At 69.3% G+C, this 20044-nt stretch carries 26 protein-coding genes; 13 read left to right on the top strand and 13 right to left on the bottom strand.

The window, feature by feature from the left end:
- Positions 1-173: 173 nt before the first annotated feature.
- The 4 genes from ychF to ACE3TL_RS12205 all read left to right on the top strand — a co-directional run bounded on the left by ychF (position 174) and on the right by ACE3TL_RS12205 (position 3410).
- Complete coding sequence (ychF, locus tag ACE3TL_RS12190) at positions 174-1271, top strand: redox-regulated ATPase YchF (protein ID WP_374578959.1); 1098 nt, start codon at positions 174-176, stop codon at positions 1269-1271.
- Between the two features lie 281 nt (positions 1272-1552).
- Complete coding sequence (locus tag ACE3TL_RS12195; protein ID WP_374578960.1) at positions 1553-2221, top strand: dienelactone hydrolase family protein; 669 nt, start codon at positions 1553-1555, stop codon at positions 2219-2221.
- Positions 2221-2901, top strand: a complete 681-nt coding sequence (locus ACE3TL_RS12200; RefSeq protein ID WP_374578961.1) for a dienelactone hydrolase family protein — start codon at positions 2221-2223, stop codon at positions 2899-2901. Before ACE3TL_RS12195 ends, ACE3TL_RS12200 begins: the two co-directional genes overlap by 1 nt.
- Positions 2898-3410, top strand: a complete 513-nt coding sequence (locus ACE3TL_RS12205) for a GNAT family N-acetyltransferase (RefSeq protein ID WP_374578962.1) — start codon at positions 2898-2900, stop codon at positions 3408-3410. Before ACE3TL_RS12200 ends, ACE3TL_RS12205 begins: the two co-directional genes overlap by 4 nt.
- Here ACE3TL_RS12205 and ACE3TL_RS12210 read toward each other — a convergent pair.
- Entirely contained in the window at positions 3379-3855 is a 477-nt protein-coding gene (locus tag ACE3TL_RS12210; protein ID WP_374578963.1) for a hypothetical protein, read from the bottom strand. The two genes, ACE3TL_RS12205 and ACE3TL_RS12210, sit on opposite strands and share 32 nt — an antisense overlap.
- A 117-nt stretch (positions 3856-3972) precedes the next feature.
- Here ACE3TL_RS12210 and ACE3TL_RS12215 point away from each other — a divergent pair, with 117 nt between their 5' ends.
- On the top strand, positions 3973-4752 hold the full coding sequence (locus ACE3TL_RS12215; RefSeq protein WP_374578964.1) for a hypothetical protein: 780 nt from the start codon (positions 3973-3975) through the stop codon (positions 4750-4752).
- A 74-nt stretch (positions 4753-4826) separates the two neighbouring features.
- On the opposite strand, the gene ACE3TL_RS12220 is transcribed toward ACE3TL_RS12215, so the two are convergent.
- Genes ACE3TL_RS12220 through petA form a run of 3 tightly spaced genes read right to left on the bottom strand, consistent with a single transcriptional unit; the run spans position 4827 to position 7559 of the window.
- Positions 4827-5672, bottom strand: a complete 846-nt coding sequence (locus tag ACE3TL_RS12220) for a cytochrome c1 (RefSeq protein ID WP_374578965.1) — start codon at positions 5670-5672, stop codon at positions 4827-4829.
- 7 nt (positions 5673-5679) lie between these two features.
- The gene (locus ACE3TL_RS12225; protein ID WP_374578966.1) at positions 5680-6999 is read right to left on the bottom strand and encodes a cytochrome bc complex cytochrome b subunit; all 1320 of its coding nucleotides are present in this window, start codon (positions 6997-6999) and stop codon (positions 5680-5682) included.
- A 5-nt stretch (positions 7000-7004) separates the two neighbouring features.
- Complete coding sequence (gene petA, locus ACE3TL_RS12230) at positions 7005-7559, bottom strand: ubiquinol-cytochrome c reductase iron-sulfur subunit (RefSeq protein WP_374532330.1); 555 nt, start codon at positions 7557-7559, stop codon at positions 7005-7007.
- Between the two features lie 229 nt (positions 7560-7788).
- On the opposite strand from petA, the gene ACE3TL_RS12235 reads away from it, so the two are divergent.
- Together ACE3TL_RS12235 and hemF are read left to right on the top strand one after the other, a co-directional pair.
- Positions 7789-8253: a tRNA (cytidine(34)-2'-O)-methyltransferase gene (locus ACE3TL_RS12235; RefSeq protein ID WP_374578967.1), complete on the top strand. Its 465-nt coding sequence runs from the start codon at positions 7789-7791 to the stop codon at positions 8251-8253.
- Positions 8254-8368: 115 nt separating this feature from the next.
- Positions 8369-9247: an oxygen-dependent coproporphyrinogen oxidase gene (hemF, locus tag ACE3TL_RS12240; protein WP_374578968.1), complete on the top strand. Its 879-nt coding sequence runs from the start codon at positions 8369-8371 to the stop codon at positions 9245-9247.
- Positions 9248-9412: 165 nt separating this feature from the next.
- Here hemF and ACE3TL_RS12245 read toward each other — a convergent pair whose 3' ends face one another.
- From ACE3TL_RS12245 to ACE3TL_RS12270, 6 genes are read right to left on the bottom strand one after another with little or no spacing between them, the layout of a single operon-like run.
- Positions 9413-10105 carry a type 1 glutamine amidotransferase gene (locus tag ACE3TL_RS12245; RefSeq protein WP_374578969.1) on the bottom strand — a complete coding sequence of 231 codons (693 nt, stop codon included), beginning with the start codon at positions 10103-10105 and terminating at the stop codon, positions 9413-9415.
- Positions 10106-10157: 52 nt separating this feature from the next.
- Positions 10158-11366 carry a CCA tRNA nucleotidyltransferase gene (locus ACE3TL_RS12250; protein WP_374578983.1) on the bottom strand — a complete coding sequence of 403 codons (1209 nt, stop codon included), beginning with the start codon at positions 11364-11366 and terminating at the stop codon, positions 10158-10160.
- A 26-nt stretch (positions 11367-11392) separates the two neighbouring features.
- Entirely contained in the window at positions 11393-11680 is a 288-nt protein-coding gene (locus tag ACE3TL_RS12255) for a hypothetical protein (protein ID WP_374578970.1), read from the bottom strand.
- Complete coding sequence (locus ACE3TL_RS12260; protein WP_374578971.1) at positions 11673-12314, bottom strand: CoA pyrophosphatase; 642 nt, start codon at positions 12312-12314, stop codon at positions 11673-11675. The genes ACE3TL_RS12255 and ACE3TL_RS12260 overlap by 8 nt, the downstream gene beginning before the upstream one ends.
- Positions 12311-12880, bottom strand: a complete 570-nt coding sequence (locus ACE3TL_RS12265) for a DUF1285 domain-containing protein (RefSeq protein WP_374578972.1) — start codon at positions 12878-12880, stop codon at positions 12311-12313. Before ACE3TL_RS12265 ends, ACE3TL_RS12260 begins: the two co-directional genes overlap by 4 nt.
- A gap of 58 nt (positions 12881-12938) precedes the next feature.
- Positions 12939-13424: a GNAT family N-acetyltransferase gene (locus tag ACE3TL_RS12270; protein WP_374578973.1), complete on the bottom strand. Its 486-nt coding sequence runs from the start codon at positions 13422-13424 to the stop codon at positions 12939-12941.
- Positions 13425-13663: 239 nt separating this feature from the next.
- On the opposite strand from ACE3TL_RS12270, the gene ACE3TL_RS12275 reads away from it, so the two are divergent.
- The 3 genes from ACE3TL_RS12275 (at position 13664) to ACE3TL_RS12285 (ending at position 16671) form a co-directional block, all read left to right on the top strand.
- Positions 13664-14920 carry an MFS transporter gene (locus tag ACE3TL_RS12275; RefSeq protein ID WP_374578974.1) on the top strand — a complete coding sequence of 419 codons (1257 nt, stop codon included), beginning with the start codon at positions 13664-13666 and terminating at the stop codon, positions 14918-14920.
- A 32-nt stretch (positions 14921-14952) separates the two neighbouring features.
- The gene (locus ACE3TL_RS12280; RefSeq protein ID WP_374578975.1) at positions 14953-15891 is read left to right on the top strand and encodes an SDR family NAD(P)-dependent oxidoreductase; all 939 of its coding nucleotides are present in this window, start codon (positions 14953-14955) and stop codon (positions 15889-15891) included.
- 210 nt (positions 15892-16101) lie between these two features.
- Positions 16102-16671: a hypothetical protein gene (locus tag ACE3TL_RS12285; protein ID WP_374578976.1), complete on the top strand. Its 570-nt coding sequence runs from the start codon at positions 16102-16104 to the stop codon at positions 16669-16671.
- 24 nt (positions 16672-16695) lie between these two features.
- On the opposite strand, the gene ACE3TL_RS12290 is transcribed toward ACE3TL_RS12285, so the two are convergent.
- Positions 16696-17301 (bottom strand): GNAT family N-acetyltransferase, encoded by a 606-nt coding sequence (locus ACE3TL_RS12290; RefSeq protein ID WP_374578977.1) that lies wholly within the window; start codon positions 17299-17301, stop codon positions 16696-16698.
- 69 nt (positions 17302-17370) lie between these two features.
- Here ACE3TL_RS12290 and ACE3TL_RS12295 point away from each other — a divergent pair, with 69 nt between their 5' ends.
- The gene (locus ACE3TL_RS12295) at positions 17371-17790 is read left to right on the top strand and encodes a hypothetical protein (RefSeq protein WP_374578978.1); all 420 of its coding nucleotides are present in this window, start codon (positions 17371-17373) and stop codon (positions 17788-17790) included.
- 9 nt (positions 17791-17799) lie between these two features.
- Here the strand turns inward: ACE3TL_RS12295 and ACE3TL_RS12300 are convergent, their stop codons facing one another.
- Positions 17800-18222: a helix-turn-helix domain-containing protein gene (locus ACE3TL_RS12300; RefSeq protein WP_374578979.1), complete on the bottom strand. Its 423-nt coding sequence runs from the start codon at positions 18220-18222 to the stop codon at positions 17800-17802.
- A gap of 44 nt (positions 18223-18266) precedes the next feature.
- On the opposite strand from ACE3TL_RS12300, the gene ACE3TL_RS12305 reads away from it, so the two are divergent.
- Positions 18267-18953 carry a cation transporter gene (locus ACE3TL_RS12305; protein WP_374578980.1) on the top strand — a complete coding sequence of 229 codons (687 nt, stop codon included), beginning with the start codon at positions 18267-18269 and terminating at the stop codon, positions 18951-18953.
- A 25-nt stretch (positions 18954-18978) separates the two neighbouring features.
- Positions 18979-19329, top strand: coding sequence for a DUF3147 family protein (locus ACE3TL_RS12310; RefSeq protein ID WP_374578981.1), 351 nt, complete (start codon positions 18979-18981; stop codon positions 19327-19329).
- 9 nt (positions 19330-19338) lie between these two features.
- Here ACE3TL_RS12310 and ACE3TL_RS12315 read toward each other — a convergent pair whose 3' ends face one another.
- Positions 19339-19839, bottom strand: a complete 501-nt coding sequence (locus ACE3TL_RS12315) for an N-acetyltransferase family protein (protein WP_374578982.1) — start codon at positions 19837-19839, stop codon at positions 19339-19341.
- Positions 19840-20044 lie beyond the last annotated feature (205 nt).

Here is a 20044-nt window from a genome sequence, read left to right on the forward strand (position 1 = left end):
GGGTTCGTGAGGGGGACTTTGACTCCCTTGAGAGAGCAGTCCCCCTCCGTCTCGGCGCTTTGCGCCGATCCACCTCCCCCAGAGGGGGAGGATCTACGGAAAAGGCGTCCCCCTTGGGCCAGGCCCCCTAACGTGCTAGGTCGCGCGCTCGCAATTCAGGAACAGCTCTCCCCATGGCTCTCAAGGTCGCCATCGTCGGCCTGCCGAACGTCGGCAAGTCGACCCTCTTCAACGCGCTCACCCAGACGGCGGCCGCCCAGGCGGCGAACTATCCGTTCTGCACCATCGAGCCCAACACCGGCGACGTGGCGGTCCCCGAGCCGCGCCTCACCGCCCTGGCCGCGGTGATCCCCTCCAAGGAGATCATTCCGGCGCGCATGAACTTCGTGGACATCGCCGGCCTGGTGCGCGGCGCCTCCAAGGGCGAGGGCCTGGGCAACCAGTTCCTGGCCAATATCCGCGACTGCGACGCCGTCGCCTTCGTCGCCCGCTGCTTCATCGACGACGACATCACCCACGTCGAGGGCAAGATCGACCCCCTGGCCGACCTCGACACCATCGAGACCGAGCTGATGCTCGCCGACCTCGAGAGCCTGGAAAAGCGCGTCGCCAACCTCGAGAAGCGCGCCAAGACCGGCGACAAGGAAAGCGCCCAGACCCTGCGCCTGGTCCAGGTCGCCCTGACCGAGCTCAACGCCGGCCGCCCGGCCCGCAAGGCCCAGGTCTCGGCCGAGGACGACAAGGCCTGGCGGATGCTGCAGCTCCTGACCTCCAAGCCGGCCCTCTACGTCTCCAATGTCGACGAGGCCTCCGCCGCCACCGGCAACGACCTCTCCGCCCAGGTGGCCGAGCGCGCCCGCCGCGACGGCGCCGACCACGTGGTCATCTCCGCCCAGATCGAGAGCGAGATCGCCCTGCTCGACGCCGAGGAGCGCACCGAGTTCCTCGAGACCCTGGGCCTGGCCGAACCGGGCCTCAACAAGCTGATCCGCGAGGCCTACCACCTGCTCGGCCTGCAAACCTACTTCACCGTCGGCCCCAAGGAAGCCCGCGCCTGGACCATCCACAAGGGCGACACCGCCCCCCAGGCGGCCGGCGTCATCCACACCGACTTCGAAAAGGGCTTCATCCGCGCCGAAACCATCGCCTACGAGGACTATGTGAGCCTCAAGGGCGAAGCCGGCGCCCGCGAAGCCGGCAAGCTGCGCCAGGAAGGCAAGGACTACGTCGTTCAGGACGGCGACGTCATGAACTTCCGCTTCAACGTCTGAGGCCGCTCCTTCTCCGTTCATGTCGTCCCGGTTTCGGCGCAGCCGAAGATCGGGATCCATGCTCGCGTGATTTCGAGAGATAAGGCTGGGCCGAACCGCATCTCACATCGCCCGATGTCCATGGATCCCGGTCTTGCTTCGCAAACCGGGACGACATGGAGAGGCCAGGCTCACCGCCAGCGCCCCCTCCACCAAAGGCGGAGCATCTTTTCCGCACCCTGCGCCTCCCCCTCGCCCAGGTTTCCTGCTTCACTCGCACCAACAGAGACGGGAGCAGACGCATGGGCGAGACGATCACCCTCAAGGGGGCCGACGGCTTCGAGTTTTCGGCCTACCACGAACAGGCCTTCACCCCGCGCAAGGGCGGGGTCATCGTGATCCAGGAGATCTTCGGCATCGACCGGCACGTCCGCGCCGACGTCGAACGCTGGGCCAAGGCCGGCTACGAGGCGATCGCGCCCGCCCTCTACGACCGCCGCGAACGCGGCTTCACCGCCGAGCACGACCCGGAAGGGCTGGCCGCCGGCGTCGCCCATGCCCGCGCCACCCCCATGGAACAGGCGCTCGGCGACATCGCCGCCTGCCGCGACTTCCTCAGCGCCCGCGGCAAGGTCTGCGTGGTCGGCTACTGCTACGGCGGCTCGCTCGCCTGGCTCAGCGCCGCCAAGGTCGAAGGCCTGGCCGCCGCCTCCAGCTATTACGGCAGCCTGGTCCAGGCCAACGCCGACTTGAAGCCCCTCTGCCCGGTCATCATCCACCTCGGCCATACCGACCCCGGCATCAAGGCCGAGGAGGTCGAGAAGGCGGTCCACGCCCATCACCCCGATATACCGGTCTACATCTACGAAGGCGCCGGCCACGGTTTCAACAACGAGAGCCCGGAGCGCTACAACGAGGAAGCCGCCGACCTCTCCCGCGCCCGCACCCGCGAACTCTTCGAGGCGGCCTGATGGGCGAGACCATCACCCTGACGAGCCCGCTCGACGGGTTCGAGTTCTCGGCCTACCGCGCCCGCCCCGCCGACGCGCGGCGCGGCGGCCTGCTCCTGATCCAGGAGATCTTCGGCGTCACCGACCATATCCGCGAACTGGCCGACAGCTTCGCGGCCGAAGGCTACGAGACCATCGCCCCGGCCTTCTACGACCGCCTGGAGCCGGGCTTCGCCGCCGACTACAGCCAGGAGGCCATCGCCAAGGGCGTGCAGTACTCCCAGGCCACGCCCTGGGACCAGGTGGCCGCCGACGCCCAGGCGGCCATCGACGCCCTCGCCCCGCCGGTCTTCGTCACCGGCTTCTGCTGGGGCGGAGCGGCGACCTGGCTGGCCGCCTGCCGCTGCCAGGGCGTCTCGGCCGCCTCGGCCTTCTACGGGCGGCGCATCACCGAACTGAACGGCGAGACGCCCAAGGTCCCGATCATCCTGCACTTCGGCAAGGCTGACGCCTCCATCCCCATGGAGCGGGTCGAGGAGATACGCGAAGCTCACCCGGAGACGCCGATCTACCTCTATGACGCCGGCCACGGCTTCGTGTCCGACCGGCGCGCCGACTACGACGCCGACAGCGCCCGGCTGGCGCGCCTGCGCACCCTGGCCCTCTTCGCCAACAACGGCGGCGGACGCAGCTCGGCGTGATCCTGGAAACCGCCCGGCTGCGCCTGCGCCCTCTCGCGGAGGCCGATCTCGACGCCCTGGCCGCCATCGCCGCCGATCCGCAGGTGATGGCGCAGGTCGGCGACGGCCGCCCGCTCAGCCGCGCCGCAACCGCCCTCTGGATCACCAGCGCCGCGGCCAGCCTGCGGCTCAGCGAGGTCGGCAGCCGCGGCGTGGAGCTGAAGGCCGGCGGCGATCTGATCGGCTGGGTCGGCCTGATCCCGACGCCCGCCCCCAACCGCCTGGAGATCATCTACGGCTTCGCACGCGCCCATTGGGGCCGCGGCTACGCCACCGAGGCGGCCGGCGCGGTGCTCGACGCCGCCGCCCTGGGCGAGGTCGACGCCACCATCGACCCGGACAACGCCGCCTCGCGCCGCGTCCTGAAGAAGCTCGGCTTCCGCGAACTAACGATGGAGGACGACGAATACGGCTTGCCGACCTTGCGCCTGCGCCGGCCTAATCGGCCGGTTCCTCGATCTGCGCCCTGACTTCCGGCACGGTCTCCAGCGCCCGCACCAGCACCGCCTGGGCCGCCAATATGCCGATGCCCGCGGCATAGCCCGAGAAGACGCCGGCCGGATAGCGGCCGCCCTGCCCCACGGCCCAGACCTGCCAGTAGATGAACAGCGCCGCGGCCGCCAGCAGCCCCACCCCGGTCAGGACCGACAGCGGCGTCTGGCCAAAGCCCGCCTGGAAGCTCAGCCACACATAGCGGGCCAGGAGGCGCTTCAGGGCCGGCACGACCAGCGGAACCGCCAGCGAGACGAACAGGAACATGCCCGGCCAGATCAGCGTCCGCTGGGCGATCAGGTCGGCCCCGCCCGGCAACACCTGAAAGGCGTTCACCACCGCCCCGGCATAGATCAGGGCCGCGGCGCCCACCGCCACGTCCTGCATTCGTCGAAAGTCGCGCCAGGCCCGGATGAAGGTCATGTGAAAGGACTTAGGCGAAGGATGCGGCCGGGGTAAGGCCCTAACATGCATGACGGTCGCGCAGCGCCCGCCCAGCGGCTATCCTGTGGCCGCCCGCCTTCTCGTCGCTGGACCCGCATGAAGCCCGCCGCCCTGGTCTTCGCCCTCGCCGCCCTCCTTCCCGCCGCCGCGCGGGCGGGCGAGACGGCCTGCTGGTACGAACAGGGCGTCATCGTCGCCCCGGCCTCCATCGCGGGCCTGGCCGGTGACTACATCATCGACACCGGCGCGCCGGCCACCCAGTTGCACGAGACCAAGGCCCAGGCGGCAGGCATGACCGAGACCGCCCAGGTCGGCGAGGTGCGCCTGGCCGGCCTCACCCTGGCCGCCCGCCCCTTCTCGGTGGTCGATCTCGACAGCCGCACCTGGGCCTTCCCGACGCCGATCGCCGGCGTGATCGGGGCCGATCTGCTCTCCAGCTACGTGGTCGATGTCAGCTTCGCGCCGTGCCGCGTGGCGATCTATCCGCTGCGCCGCGCCCCGCGGTTCGGTCCCGCCCAGGCCCTGCCGCTCAAGACCCTGGGCGGGGTCGCGACCGCCCACGCCGCGGTCTCGGACGGCCCCACCGCCTTTTCCGGCGACTTCATCGTCGCCACTGGCGCCGACGCGCCCGTGCGGATCGGTCAGGACCGCGCCAGCGCGCCCGGCGCCAGGCCGGCCGACATCCTGCCGGGCGGCGATCGCCGCGCCGCCCTGCGCGCCGCCTCCTTCGCCGGCCTGCTGTTCGAGAACCTGCCCAGCGGCCTTGCGCCGCCCGCCGCCCCCAGCGCGGGGGCCATCGGCGCGCCCCTGCTGTCGCGCTGGCGCCTACGCTTCGACTTCCCTCACCGCCGCCTGCTGCTGGCGCCGGCCGGCTGACACCACCCGCGACGCGCAACGAAAAAGGCCCCGGATCGCTCCGGGGCCTTGCCGTCTCGTGTCAAAAACAGCGCCTAGTGGGCGACGTTCTTCCAGATCTTGCGGTAGCTGGCGTACAGCAGGCCCGCGAAGACGAAGAGATAGACCATGGCGGCCATGCCGAACGCCTTGCGCTCTTCCATCTTGGGCTCGGAAGCCCAGGCGATGAACGCCGCGACGTCCTTGGCTTGCTGCTCCAGGCTCGACTTGGTGCCGTCGTCGAAGGTCACCTGGCCAGCCGTCAGCGGCGGAGCCATGGCGATGAAGCCGCCGGGCGGCACCTTATCGTGCGGACCGCTCCAGGCCGCCGTGACGTCGCCCGCCATGTACGGGTTGTAGTGCTGGCCGACGCCGACCTTCAGACCGGCCGGCGGGTCCTTGTAGCCGGTCAGCAGCGAGTAGATGTAGGCCGGGCCGTTGTGACGGGCCTTGGCCATCACCGACAGGTCGGGCGGCAGGGCTCCGCCGTTCGACGCGCGGGCCGCCGGCTCGTTCGGGAACGGGCTCGGGAACCGGTCCGCCGAGGTGCCCGGACGGTCGATGACGTCGCCGGTCTCGGAGTCGATGTCCTTGATCTGATAGTCCTTGGCGATCGACTTCACATACGGGTTGTCGTTCGGGCCCACGCCCTCGACGTAGAAGGGCCCGCCCTTCTGGCCGAGGTTGCGGAAGTACATCAGGTTCATCGAGTGGCAGGCCGAGCAGACCTCCCGATAGACCTTGTAGCCGCGTTGCAACTGGGCCTGGTCGAACTTGCCGAACGGGCCGTCGAAGCTGAACTCGACATGCTTGGGGTGCAGGGCGCCGCCGGAAGCGTGAGCCGCCGGGGCCGCAAGAACGGCCAAGCCAAGCGCCGCGAGCGCGATACCTTTACGCAGCATCTTAGGCTCAACCCCTCTTTTCAGGCGAAGCCGCGGCGCCGGCTGGCGCGTTGGCAGGATGTGAAAGCACAGGCTCGCTGATCGATTCCGGCTGCGGCAGCGGGGTCTCGGTGAGGCCCAGGACCGGCAGGACGACCAGGAAGTAGGCGAAGTAGTAGATCGTCGCGACGCGCGAGAGCCAGACGAACGAGTTCAGGTCCGCATCGAGCAGCTTGAAGGTCGACAGGCCCGGGATCACATGGTCGTCGGGAAGCTGACCGCCGCAATAGCCCAGCACCAGGCAGGCGAGGACGAAGATCAGGAAGTAGAGCTTCGCCGTCGGACGGTAGCGCATCGAGCGCACCTTGCTGGTGTCGAGCCAGGGCAGGACGAACATCACCGCGATGGCGCTGAACATCAGCAGCACGCCGCCGAGCTTGTCCGGAACCGCGCGCAGGATCGCGTAGAACGGCAGGAAGTACCATTCGGGCACGATATGCGCCGGGGTCACCAGCGGGTTGCCGGGGATGTAGTTGTCCGCGTGGCCCAGCGCGTTCGGATTGTAGAACACGAAGGTCGCGAACAGGATCAGGAACACCACGATCGCGAAGCCGTCCTTCACCGTGTAGTACGGGTGGAAGGGAACGGTGTCCTCCTTGGACTTCACGTTCACGCCGGTCGGGTTGTTGTTGCCCGGCACGTGCAGCGCCCAGATGTGCAGGCCGACGACGCCGGCGATCATGAACGGCAGCAGGTAGTGCAGCGAGAAGAAGCGGTTGAGGGTCGGGTTGTCGACCGCGAAGCCGCCCCACAGCCAGGTGGTGATCGGATCGCCGATGATCGGCAGGGCGCTGAACAGGTTGGTGATCACGACCGCGCCGTGGAAGGACATCTGGCCCCAGGGCAGCACGTAGCCCATGAACGCCGTGGCCATCATCAGCAGGTAGATCACGCAGCCCAGGATCCACAGCACCTCGCGGGGCGCCTTGTAGGAGCCGTAATAGAGGCCGCGCAGCATGTGGATGTAGACCGCGATGAAGAACATCGAGGCCCCGTTGGCGTGCATGTAGCGGATCAGCCAGCCGTAGTTGACGTCGCGCATGATGCGCTCGACCGAGGCGAAGGCGTGGTCCACGTGCGGCACGTAGTGCATGGCCAGCACGATGCCGGTGACGAGCTGGATGCCCAGGCAGACCGCCAGGATGCCGCCGAAGGTCCACCAGTAGTTCAGGTTCTTCGGGGTCGGGAAGTCGATCATCGAGTCGTACGCCAGGCGCACGACGGGAAGACGGGTGTCGAGCCAGCGCTCGATGCCGGTCTTGGGTTCGTAATTGGAATGTCCGCTCATCTGGGTCAGCCCACCTTGACCTTGGTGTCGGAAAGGAAGGTGTAGTCGGGCACCGCCAGGTTCTTCGGCGCAGGGCCCTTACGGATGCGGCCCGACACGTCGTAGTGCGAACCATGGCACGGGCAGAACCAGCCGCCGTAGTCGCCGCCGCCGAAGGTCGGCACGCAGCCGAGGTGCGTGCAGGTGCCGACCAGAACCAGCCACTGGGCCTTGCCCGGCTTGTGGCGGTCTTCGTCCTTCTGCGGATCGGGCATGCTGGCGGTGTCGTCCTTGATCGCCTTGGCGATCTCGGCGCCAGTGCGATTGCGGATGAACAGCGGCTTGCCGCGCCACTTGATCGTGACCTGCTGGCCTTCCTCGACCTTGGTCAGGTCGAACTCGACCGACGCCATGGCGAGCGTGTCGCCGGACGGGTTCATCTGGTCGATGAACGGCCAGGCCAGGCCCGCAACGGCGCCGCCGGCGGCGGCCGCCGCGGCGATGTGGATGAAATCACGCCGGTTCGGGTCGTCGCCCGCGGCATGCGTATCGGGATTTGCGCCCGCGACGGTGTCGGCCACCTTAAAGCTACCCTTCGTTTGGGGCCGCGGACCGCGACCCTTCAGACCTCTCCGGTGTGACCCGAAGCGATCCCGCCTTCTACCCCCGCCAGCGGTTCTGGTAAGGGCCTCCGGTATTAAACGCTGGCGCCAGGCAAACCTGCGAGCGGGTCGTGGATCACATAACGCACTCCACCCCCTCCGCGATTCGCCCCTGGCCCCGGCTAATCCCGTGGCTGGACCGCTTAGAATGCTGCTCGCGCTTTTTCAACCGGACATTCCGCAAAACCTTGGCGCGGCTCTTCGTCTCGGCGCCTGTATGGGGGTCCCCGTGCATGTCGTGGAGCCTTGCGGCTTCCCGCTTTCCGACAAGGCGATCCGCCGCGCGGCCATGGATTACGGCGAGCCGGCCGATGTGGTCCGCCATGCCGGCTGGGCCGACTTCCGCGCCGCGGCCGGATCGCGGCGCATCGTGCTCTTCTCGACCAAGGCCGCCGGTCCGCTGCACGATTTCGCCTTTCGTCACAACGACATACTGCTTTTCGGCCGCGAGAGCCTGGGCGTGCCGGACGAGGTCCACGACGCCGCCGACGCTCGCGTCTTCATCCCGCTCGCTCCCGGGCGCCGGTCGTTGAACGTCACGGTTTCCGCCGCCATCGGCCTTTCCGAGGCGCTGCGCCAGACCGGCCAGTTTCCCGCCCTCGCGCCGAAGTGAGCGCCCCGCGCCGGCGCCTCGGAAAAAGGTCGCGGCCTTTTTTGCGGTATGGCGCCGGACACGGATCGAAAACCGGCTTCCCCTTTTTACGGCCGCGCTCTAATCCGCTCGGGTCATGAGCAATCTGTCCCCGGAAATCGAAGCCCGCCGCGACCGCGCCAAGCAGTGGTTCGAGGCGCTGCAGACCCGCATCTTCGCCGAGCTCGAACGCCTGGAGACCGAGGCGCCCGACCACCTCTATCCCGGCGAACCCGGCAAGTTCGAGCGCCGCCCCTGGACGCGCCAGTCCGGCGTCGGCGGCGGGATCGGCGGCCACCTGAAAGGCCGGCTGTTCGAGAAGGCCGGCGTGCACACCTCCGCGGCCCTCGCCCGCTTCTCGCCCGAGATGGCCGCCCAGATGCCGGGCGCCGACAAGGACCCGACCTATGTCTCGGCCAGCATCAGCCTGATCATCCATCCGGTCTCGCCGCGCACCCCGACCGTGCACATGAACACCCGCTTCCTCTCCACCGCCGAGAGCTGGTTCGGCGGCGGCGCCGACCTCACCCCGATGATCGACGAGCAGCGCAGCCAGGACGCCGACGACGCCAGACTGTTCCACAGCGCCATGCAGGAGGCCTGCGACCCGTTCGATCCGGAATGGTACGGCAAGTACAAGGCCTGGTGCGACGAGTACTTCTTCCTGCCGCACCGGAACGAGCCGCGCGGGATCGGCGGCATCTTCTACGACCGCCACAACAGCGGCGACTTCGAAAAGGACTTCGCCTTCACCCGCGCGGTCGGCGACGCCTTCCTCGACGTCTATCCCAAGATCGTCCGCCACCGGATGAGCGAGCCCTGGACCGACGCCGACCGACAGGAACAGCTCGTCCGCCGCGGCCGCTACGTCGAGTTCAACCTGCTCTACGACCGCGGCACCATGTTCGGCCTCAAGGCCGGCGGCAACATCGAGACCATCCTCTCCTCCATGCCGCCCATGGTGAGTTGGCCTTAGAGGTTCGAGCGCCCATCTTCCCATGTCATCCCGGTTTCGGCGCAGCCGAAGACCGGGACCTATGGACACCAGATGGAGCAGGCGCGGTCACCTCGCCGATGTCATCAGTCACGGCGCGAATGGGCCCCGGCCTTGCTTCGCAAACCGGGGTGACAAGGATAGGGCCTATCCCTCGATGAACCGCTGCAGCCAGCCTCCGACCCGCGCGCGGTCGTCGGGCTGTTCGTAGCTCATCACCGCCCGGTCGGCCTCTTCGTCGGTCAGGCGGGTTCCGCGGCGGGTCTCGATCAGCGCCTTGGCGTAGTCCGGCTCGAACTCCGGGTGGAGCTGGATCGAGATCGCCCGCTCGCCGTAGTCCAGCATGCCGTAGGTGCAGAAGCTGCTGCCGGCCAGGATAGTCGCCCCCGGCGGCGCCTCGACCACCTGGTCCTGGTGCGACCCGGGAACCGCGATCGGCTCGGCGCTGTCCATCCAGTCGCGGCCGTGCAGCACGCGGTAGCGCTGCAGGCCCACCCCCCAGCCCTTGGGCGACTTGACGACCTTGCCGCCGAACGCCTGGGCCATGGCCTGGTGCCCGAAGCAGACTCCGACCAGCGGCGCCTTGCCGCGCGCGGCCCGCAGGAAGTCCTCCAACGACGCGATCCACGGCAGCGGGTCGTAGACGCCGGCCGACGAGCCGGTGACCAGATAGGCCCCGCACGCCTCCACGCCGCCCGGCAGCTCGCCCGCCGCCACGTCGAACACCGCGTAGTCGTAGGCGTCCTCGCCGAACAGCCGCCGGAACATCGACGGATAGCTTCCGTACCGGCCCACGATCTCCGCCGGCGGCGCGCCGGTCTCCAGGATGCCGAGTTTCATCGAGGCGGCCCCTCCCTTCGCATCCTTCCCCAGTAGAGGAGCAATTGGCGGGCTAATAGGCCATGCCCTGCGCCACGGCCTTAAGCTTCTCGATGGCCGAGAACTTGTCGTCGATGAAGTCGTGGTCGATCCACCAGTCCTCGACCTCGCGCAGCACCTGGCCGACCATCGGCCCCTTCGGCACGCCCGACTTCAGCACGTCCTCGCCGGTCAGCGGGAACGGCGGCGGCGCCCAGCTCTGCGACAGCACCAGCAACCCGCGCCACTGGTGCGTCGCCGCCGAGCGGGTCGAGCCGACCCAGGCCAGCTTGATGCGGTCGGCGAAGGTCCCGGCCCCGACCCGGTAGACCGCCCGCCGGCTCTCGCGCGGGCTCATCCACGAGGTGATCCGCACGTCCGCCCCGCGCGCCGCGACCAGCCTGTCCTTCTGTTCGTTGGAGAGCCTCAGGGCGTCGGCCGCCTTGGCCACCCCCACCTGGTCGGCGGGCAGCAGCGTCGCCAGCCTCAGCAGCGGATCGCACTCGAACAGTTGCTCGGTCTCGATCTCGACCAGTTGGTCGAAAGCCGACAGGTCGGCCGGCGCCGGCAGGATCTGGCCCAGCACGCCGGTCTTGGCCATCAGCCGCACCGCCGGCCGCGGGTCGTAGGCCTCCAGCAGCTTCAGCAACTCCTTGGCCACCCGTTCGGCCGCCAGGTTGGCCATCAGCCCGCGCCCGGCTTCGCAGGCCGCCAGGGCCGCGGCGTCCGGCTCGCCCTTGCCGTACCAGGCCAGGAACCGGAAGAAGCGCAGGATACGCAGGGAATCCTCGGCGATGCGCGTCGCCGGATCGCCCACGAACACCAGCCGCCCGGCCTGGGCGTCAGCGATCCCGGTTCCGGTCGGATCGCTCAGCGTCCCTTCGGCGTCGGCGTAGATCGCGTTCATCGTGAAGTCGCGCCGCTGGGCGTCCTCGCCCCAGTCGGTGGTGAAGGCCACCACCGCGCGCCGCCCGTCGGTCTCCACGTCGCGGCGCAGGGTCGTGACCTCGAACGGCTGGCCCTCCAACACCGCCGTCACCGTGCCGTGCTCGACCCCGGTCGGGATGGCGCGGATCTTCGCCGCCGCCAGCGCCGCGATCACCGCATCGGGCGTCAGGGTCGTGGCGATGTCGACGTCGCCGATCGGCGCGCCCAGCAGCGCATTGCGCACGCAGCCGCCGACGAACAGCGCCCGCCCGCCCGCCGCCTCCAGCGCCGCGATCACCGGAGCGGCCGGTTGCATCCAGGAACGGGGGCCGATGCTCTGGGTCACTGGGGCTGCGCCTTCTTCTCTGCGGGTTTCTCGAAATGGCCCGGCGTGACGTGGCCGTCGCGCGTCGCCTCGGCGGGAACATAGGTCTTGCCGCGGTTGTCGCCATGGAAAAGCGCGCCGGCCATCAGCGAAAGCCCCATCAGCACGCCGGCCGCCGCGATCAGCCAGCCCCAGGGCGTCGCCCCCATCGGCCGGCCGGTCCGCCGCGCCACCTCGCGCCAGGCGAACCAGAACACGAACGGCGCGGCGACCAGCAGCGCCCGCGTCAGCAGCAGCCTAAGCAACCGCCGCCCCGTAGAGCCGCTCGTAGAGCGCCCGCAGCATCCCGGCCGTCGCGCCCCAGATGAATCGATCCTCGTGGGTCATGGCGTAGAACCTGCGCGTCTCCCCGCTCGGCCCCTGGCGCTCGTGCTGCTCGTGATTGGCCGGGTCCATCAGAAAGCCGAACGGCGTCTCGAAGATATCGGCCACCTCGTCCGGATTGGCCTGAAGGCTGAAGCCCTGCCGGATGAAGCCCACCACCGGCGTCACCAGGTATCCGGTCCCCGTGCGGTAGGGCGAGGAGAGCCCGGCCACCGACACGTAGTCCGGCGCCAGCCCCACCTCCTCGTGCGCCTCGCGCAGGGCCGTGGTCCAGGGCGTCTCGCCCGGATCGCAGCGCCCGCCTGGCAAGGCGATCTGGCCGGTGTGACGGCGCAGGGTGTCGGCCCGGCGGGTCAGCAGCACCGAATAGCCCGCCGGCCGTTCGATCAGCCCGACCAGCACCGCCGCCGGGGTCAGTTCGGTCGGCGCGCCCGGAAAGGCGTCGGGCGCCAGGTCGAAGTCCGAAGCCGCCGCCGCGGGCGGCGCGCCGTCCAGCGGGTCGAGGTGGCGCTCGATCCAGCCACGCAGCTCTCCGGGCGGGCCGCTCGGGCTCACAGGCGATGCGCCCCCGCCGGGCCGACCGGGAACCAGGCGCCGGCCGACTCGACCCCCAGCCGCGGCCCGTCCGGCGTCTGGCGCTCCTTCGCCATCTCCACCAGTTCGTAGAACACCGGCCGCGCGATCAGCGCCTCCAGCCCGCGGCGCACGTGCAGATAGGGCCGCGGCTCGCCGGTCTGCGCATCCATCTCGACGCGAATCTCGTTCTCGGGGCCGGCCGTCACCTCGTCGCCGACATTGGTCAGGAACTTCAGGGCCTCGCCCTCGCGGTCGACGCGGATGGCGACGAACGGGGCGTCCTCCACCACGATCTTCATCTTCTCGACCGGCGTCACCAGATGAAAACCGTCAGGGTCCTTGCGCAGCACGGTGGAGAACAGCCGCACCAGCGCCTCGCGCCCGATCGGCGTTCCCTCGTGGAACCAGGTCCCGTCCTTGCGAATCACGATGTCGATCTCGCCGCAGTTCGGCGGATTCCACAGATGCACGGGCGGCAGTCCCCGCCCCGGCGCCTGCTTGGCCGCGGCGATCACCCCTTCGAGTCTTCCTGATGCGTCTCCCATGCCAAAGAAATTAGGGACCCGCGCCAGCCGCCTCAATGCCGTTTTGCTGAAAGCGTCATCAAGCCCGCACCGGCCCCTCCAGCCGCTCGGCTCCCAGGGCCAGCACCCGGCGCTGATCCACCGGGCCGGGCATCGTCACGCCCTTGCATGGCGCGGCCGAATAGCCGAAGCGGCCGAAATAGGGTTCGTCCCCGACCAGCAGCACCGGAAAGCCCGCCGCCTGGGCCGCCGCGCTGGCCATCTGCACCAGTTCGCCGCCCACCCCGAACCGGCGCCCGTCGGCCTGCACCGCCAGCGGCCCCAGGAAGATGGCCGGTGCCTCGCCCACCCGCACCTGCCACATGCGCACCGAGCCCACCAGCCGCCCGCCGTCCCAGGCGCAGAACGACATGTCCGGACGGAAGGCCGCGAACTCGCGCACGCGCTCGGACGACTTCACGAAGCGGCCCGGCCCGAAGGCGTGGTCCAGCAGCGCCTCGACGGCGCCGGCGTCGGCGGGTTGTTCTTGGGTGTAGGAAAGGGCCTGTTCGGCGGGAACGATCATCGGGACTGGCGTGCGGCGGGTGGACGAAGGGACGCCCCCGGACGCAATGCGCCGGGCGGACGGAGCGGTCAGGCGGCGCGGCTGGCGCGCCCGGTTCGTCGCTGGCGTCGCATGGACGTCATCCCAGGCCGTTGGTCAGGAGCGCGCGCATAAGGCTCCGCAGGCTCCTCGTCAATCGCATTGCAGCAAGCGCCCTCGCACGGCAAGTTGCCCCGCTTCCCCGGCCGCCGAGAGTCACGATGTCGCCTGCTGATCCGCCCGACCCGCCGCCGAGCGCCGCCGCCCTGCTGCGCAGCCGCGATTTCATGCTGTTCTGGTCGACGCGCGTGGCCTCGACCCTGGGTGTGCAAATCCAGAGCGTGGCCCTCGGTTGGCAGGTCTACGAGGTCGCCCGCCGCACCCACACCGTCGCGCAGTCGGCCTTCTATGTCGGCATGATCGGGCTTGCGACCTTCATCCCGGTGCTGCTGCTGGCCCTGTGGGCGGGCGAGGCCGCCGACCGCTACGACCGCAAGCGCATCCTGCAAATCTGCTATGCGGGCGAGATCGCCTCGGTCCTGGTGCTGCTGGTCGCCTCGATCTTCGGCTTCGCCACCATCCCCCTGCTGCTGGGCGTGGCGGTGATGTTCGGCGTCTCGCGCGCCTTCATGGGGCCGGCGGGCACGGCCATGGGCCCGATGCTGGTGCCGCGCAGCCTGCTGCCGCGCGCCATCGCCTGGAACTCGCTGGCCTGGCAGGGCGGCTCCATCCTCGGCCCGGCCTTGGGCGGGGTGCTGGTCTCGCTCTCGCCGGCCGTCGCCTATGGCGGCACCACCGTCCTCTATCTGGTCGCGGCCGCCACCGTCTCGATGATCGTCATGAACACCCAGCCGGAGGTGCAGGCCGGGTCGGGCTGGACCCTCATCAAGGAGGGGCTCGCCTATGTCTGGGGCAACAAGATCGTCTTCGGCGCCATCTCGCTCGACCTGTTCGCCGTGCTGCTGGGCGGGGCGACCGCTCTCCTGCCGGTCTATGCGCGCGACATCCTGCATGTAGGGGCCGAGGGCTTCGGCATGCTGCGCGCCGGCCCGGCCATCGGCGCGACCCTGATCGCCGTCTGGCTGGCCGCCCATCCGATTCGCACCCGCGCCGGCCCGATCATGTTCGCGGGCGTGGCGGTCTTCGCCATCGCCACCATCGTCTTCGGCGTCTCGCGCAACTTCTGGCTCTCGGTGATCGCCCTGGCCATTCTCGGCGGCGCGGACATGCTCAGCGTCTATGTCCGCCAGACCCTGATCCAGATCGTCACGCCCGATCAGATGCGCGGCCGGGTCGCCGCCGTCTCCTCGCTCTTCGTCGGCGCGTCGAACGAGCTGGGCGAGTTCCGAACCGGCGTCGCGGCCCGTTTCATGGGCGCGGTGGCCGCCGCCGTCGGCGGCGGCGTGGCGGCGTTGATCGTCACCGGCCTCTGGGCCAAGCTCTTTCCCGCCTTGCGCAAGGCCGACCGGCTCGAATAACAAACACGGTATTCTTTTAGGGAGATAGGTTGATGGGTGCTCTTTCAGGCAAGGTTGTCCTGGTCACCGGCGGCGGCAACGGCATTGGCCGTGATTGTGCGCTGATCGCCGCGCAGGAAGGTGCGAAGGTCGTGGTCAACGACCTCGGCGGCGGTCTGGGCGGCGGCGACGAAGGTTCCGCGGGTCCGGCCGAAGCGGTCGCCGCGGAAATCCGCGCCGCGGGCGGCGAGGCGGTGTCGAATTCCGACAGCGTCACCAGCTACAAGGCCGTGCAGGGCATGGTCGAACAGGCGCTCGACAGCTTCGGCGGCCTGCATGCGGTCATCAATCCGGCCGGCATCCTGCGCGACGTGATGTTCCACAAGATGACCGAAGCCGAGTGGGACGCGGTCATCGAGGTCCACATGCGCGGTTCGTTCAACGTCGCGCGCGCCACCATCGAGCTGTTCCGCAATCAGAACGACGGCGCCTACATGTTCTTCACCTCGACCTCGGGCCTGCTAGGCAACATCGGTCAGGCGAACTACGGCGCGGCCAAGATGGGCATCGCCGGCCTCTCGCGCATCATCGCCATGGAAGGCGCCCGCAACAACGTGCGCTCCAACTGCCTGGCGCCGGTCGCCTGGACCCGCATGACCCAGTCGGTGCCGGTGAAGGACGAAGCCGCCGCCGCCCGCCGTGCGGTGATGGCCGAGAAGATCCGCGCCGACCAGCCGGCCCGCTTCTCGGTAGCCATGGTCTCGCCGGCCGCGGCCAGCGTCTCGGGCCAAATCTTCGGCGCCTCGGGCGAGAACATCATCCTCTACAGCCAGCCCCGCCCGGTCGAGACCGTGACCAAGGAAGAAGGCTGGACGGTGGAGACCATCCTGTCGGAAGCCGTGCCGAAGATGGAACCGAAGTTCACCCCGCTCTCGCGTCCGCCGCTGGCCAGCCAGGGCGGCGGCGACGCGGCGCCGGCCAAGGCCGGCTGATTTCAGGGACGCTCTTCGCCGGCTGTAAAAGGTTGGCGCAGAAAAATCTCTGATTTCAAAGGGTCCTGGGCGAAACCTGATCCAGCCCGATCGGGTTTCGCTCCAGGCCGAAATTTGCAAGCGGCGGCGGGACCGGGCGTTCCGCCGCCGTTTTTCGCTCAGGGAACCGGCCCTGGTTGCCGGGCGAGCGGTTCCAGGGGAGACTTGGCCATGGGCAGCATTTCCTGGATAGGCTTCAAGGACGCCGGCCGCGCCGAATGTCTCGACATGCTCGGCCTGAGCCCTGCCCTGCGCAACGAGCGCGATCCCCGCTTCTTCCTGGCCGAACTGCCCACCGGCTGGACCATCCTCTTTTCGCAGGACTACGCCTTCGCCTCGGAAAAGCGCCTGCGGAGCCTGTCGAACGGCGGCGCCGTCCTCGGCCTCCAGGCGTCTGAGACGGTGATGTGCGCCACCACCACCCTTTTCGACCACGGCCGGCAGGTCTGGCGCGTCGACTACGACTGCGAGTTCGGCCATCCCGAGGTCGCCGGAACCCCGCCCGCCGAATATCAGGCGATCTACGAACGGCTGATCGCCGAGCAGGACGCCTCGGACATCACCGACAGCGAAGTCGACTTCATCTTCGAAACCCCCATCGAACTGGCCCTTGCCGTCACCGGCTTTCGCCACGATCGCAGCGAGTTCGACTGGGGCGTGCCCGCCTTCCACGCGCTCCAGGCCTCCGACGCGCCGCGCCCCGGCGGCCTCTTCGCCCACCTTCTCGGCCGCAGGGTCTGATCCGCCTCCCCGGGAGGCGGCCCTCTACAGCCTGTGCCGCAGCTCCCATTCCTCGCGCGTCAGCTCCCAATAGAGCGACCGCCGCGTGGTCCCGTCGGGCCGCACGCTCTCCACCTCGCCCATCCGCCGGAACCCCGCCCCGTCGATGGCGGCGGCCGAGCGCACATTGTCCAGCGCGGCGGTCAGGCCGATCAGCCGCACCCCCAGGGTTTCGAACATGAAGGCGATGGAGCGCCCGACGCCGGCCCGCCCCTGGCCGCTGTTCTGTCGGTCGGCGCGCATCGCTCCGGCGATCTCCGCCGCCGAGCGGTCCGGCCAGACGCTGAAACAGGAATAGCCCGCCACCTCGCCGGCCTCGTCCAGCGCCACGGTCAGCAGCCGCTCGCCCCGCTCGCGCGCCGCCGTGCAGTCGGCCACCCAGCGGGCCACATTCTCAAGGTTTATCGGTCGAGGCAGGTCGTAGATCGGGTCCGAGACCCGCGGATCGGCCAGCAGCGCCGTCAGCCCGGCCACATGCTCCGGCCCCGCCAAGATCCGCCCGTCCTCAAGGGCCGCCTCGCGCACGGCCTGGCGGATCGCCTCCGCCTCCTGCGGACTGACCTCCAACACCGTCTTCGGCGGCGCGCTCATGGCGTCTCTCCCTCTCCCGCACTTGGCCCGCAGGTTGCTCTTCCAGCTTGGCGTTCAAGGAGCCTAGCCATGGAAATCGGCAAATCCAGCCTCGCAGGCGGCTTTTTCGGGGTCGGCGCGGCGTCTGCGGCCGTCAAGCTCGGCAATCTCGGCTCGGTCAATTCGGCCGATGGGACGTCGGCGCCCACCGCCGCCGACAAGGCCAAGGCAAAGGCCGAAGCCGCCAAGGCCGCCCAGCAGGCCCAGCTCGACCAGATCCGCGAAAAGGGCCTCTACGCCTGGGCCCAGGAACAGAAGTTCGAGAAGCTGAAGGAAAAGGTCCGCGCCGAAGTGATGGCCGCTCACCCCGGCGCCGATCCGGCCAGCCTGGAGGACGAGATCGCCCGCCGCATCAAGGAAGCCATGCAGGAAGCCCTACGCCAGGAAAGCGAGCAAGCGGCCAAGACCGGCCAGCCCGCCCGCGCCATGGTCATCGACATAAAGGTCTAGGCGGCGCCCTCAGTGATCCCCGCCGCACAGGCCGTGGTCGGCCAGGGCCTCGATCACCCGGCACTCGGCCACCGCGCCGTGGCCGCAACAGTCCAGCATCCGCTCCAGCTCGCCCTTCAGCGCGGTCAGCTTGGCGATCTTGGCCTCCACCGCCGTCAGGTGCCGCCCGGCGATCTCGTCGGCCAGGCCGCAGTCGCCTTCCGGCCGGTCCGACAGCTCCAGCAACGCCCGCACGTCCGCCATCTCGAAGCCCAGCTCGCGGGCGTGGCGGATGAAGGAGAGCCGCCGCACGTGGCCCGCATCGTACAGCCGCCGGTCGCCCTCGCTACGCGGCGGCTTGGGCATCAGCCCGGCGCCTTCATAGAAGCGGATGGTGGTCACCTTCACGCCGGCCTGGCGCGAAAGGTCGCCGATCGAAAGGTCGCCGTGCATTCGCCGCTTGCTCCTACAGTGACTGGAGGAACCATCATCTAGGCATGACCTATCAGATCGTCCACCGAAAGGCGCCGCCGGCCGCCGCTCCAGCCGCGACCTGCGCCGACGCCGGCTGCGGCTGCGAAGCCACGGCCCGCGCCGTCGAGACCGGCTCGCCCGCCTTCCGCCGCGCCGTCTGGATCGTGCTCGGGCTCAACGCGGCCATGTTCGCCCTGGAGGTGGTCCAGGGCCAGCTTGCCGGCTCCATGGCCCTCCAGGCCGACGCCCTCGACTTCGCCGGCGACACCGCCACCTACGGCCTGTCGCTGTTCGCCATCACCCAGAGCCTGACCTTTCGCTCCAAGGCCGCCCTGGTGAAGGGCGTCAGCCTGGGGATCATGGGCGTCTACGTCCTCGCCGCCGCCCTCTGGCGCGCCTTCGTCGCCGGAACGCCCGATGCGGTGACCATGGGCTGGGTCGGCATATTGGCCCTCAGCGCCAACGTGGCTTCAGCCCTGCTCCTGCTGCGCTTCCGCGACGGCGACGCCAATGTCCGCTCGGTCTGGCTCTGCTCGCGCAACGACGCCATCGGCAACATCGCCGTACTCTGCGCCGCCGGCCTCGTCGCAGTCACGGCCACAAGATGGGCCGACCTCGCCGTCGCCGCCATCATGGCCAGCCTTTTCCTCTCGACCGCCTGGCAGATCACCCGGCAAGCTCGCGGAGAGTTGCAGGCGCAGGCGGCCTAGAATCGGGCGCTTCGGGAGGGGAAACTTGGCCTATCTGGTCATCAAGGCGCTGCTGTCGGGCGTCATCATCGCGGCGGTGTCGGAGATCGCCAAGCGCAGCCCGGGCTTCGGGGCCCTGGTCGCCTCCCTGCCGCTGGTCTCGATCCTCGGCATGATCTGGCTGTGGCGCGACACCGCCGATCCGCAGCGGATGGCCTCCCACGCCGAGGGCACGTTCTGGTACGTCCTGCCGTCCCTGCCGATGTTCCTGCTGATCCCGGTCCTGCTCCGCCGCGGCGTGGCCTTCTGGCCGGCGCTCGCGCTCGGCTGCACCCTCACCATCGCCCTCTATTTCGCCATGACCTGGATCGGCCCGAGGTTCGGCCTGAAGCTCTAGCCGCCCCGCCTACCCCGCCGCCAGCGCCTTCAGCGGCGCGCCGGTCAGGCGCCGGACGGTCCACTCGCTCTGCGCGTCGGCCCCCAGCGAATCGTAGAAGGCGATAGCCGGCGCGTTCCAATCCAGCACCGACCATTCCAGCCGCGCCAACCCCTCGGCCTCGCACCGCCGGGCCAGGGCGCGCAGCAGCGCCTTCCCCGCCCCCAGGCCGCGCGCCTGCGGAACCACGAACAGGTCCTCCAGATAGATTCCGTGCCGGCCGCGAAAGGTCGAATAGTTGTAGAACCACAGCGCAAAGCCGACCGGCGCCCCGTCCGCCAAAGCGATATCGCAGAACGCCCGCGGCCGGTCCCCGAACAGCGCCGCGGCCACGTCGGCCTCGCTCGCATCCACCTCGTCCAGCAGCTTCTCGTACTCGGCCAGCGCCAGGATGAACCCATGGATCGTCCCGGCGTCGGCAGGCGTGGCGGGCCGCACCTGCACCTTCGCCGCCGTCTTCCCCTGGCTCATCGCCTCTCTCCAGAAATCCTCGACTCTATCGCGATGTCATCCCGGAAAGCGCGCAGCGCTTGTCCGGGACCCATGAACACCTGATTTTGCAAGGCTTCGCGCCGCCGAGCCACATTCCGAACCGACGGTGGTCATGGGTCCCGGTCTTGCTTCGCAAACCGGGATTGTCTGTTTGAAGTGATGCAGTGTTGTGGAGCCGGAAGCT

This window comes from Phenylobacterium sp. (assembly GCF_041920015.1).
Taxonomy (GTDB): domain Bacteria; phylum Pseudomonadota; class Alphaproteobacteria; order Caulobacterales; family Caulobacteraceae; genus Phenylobacterium.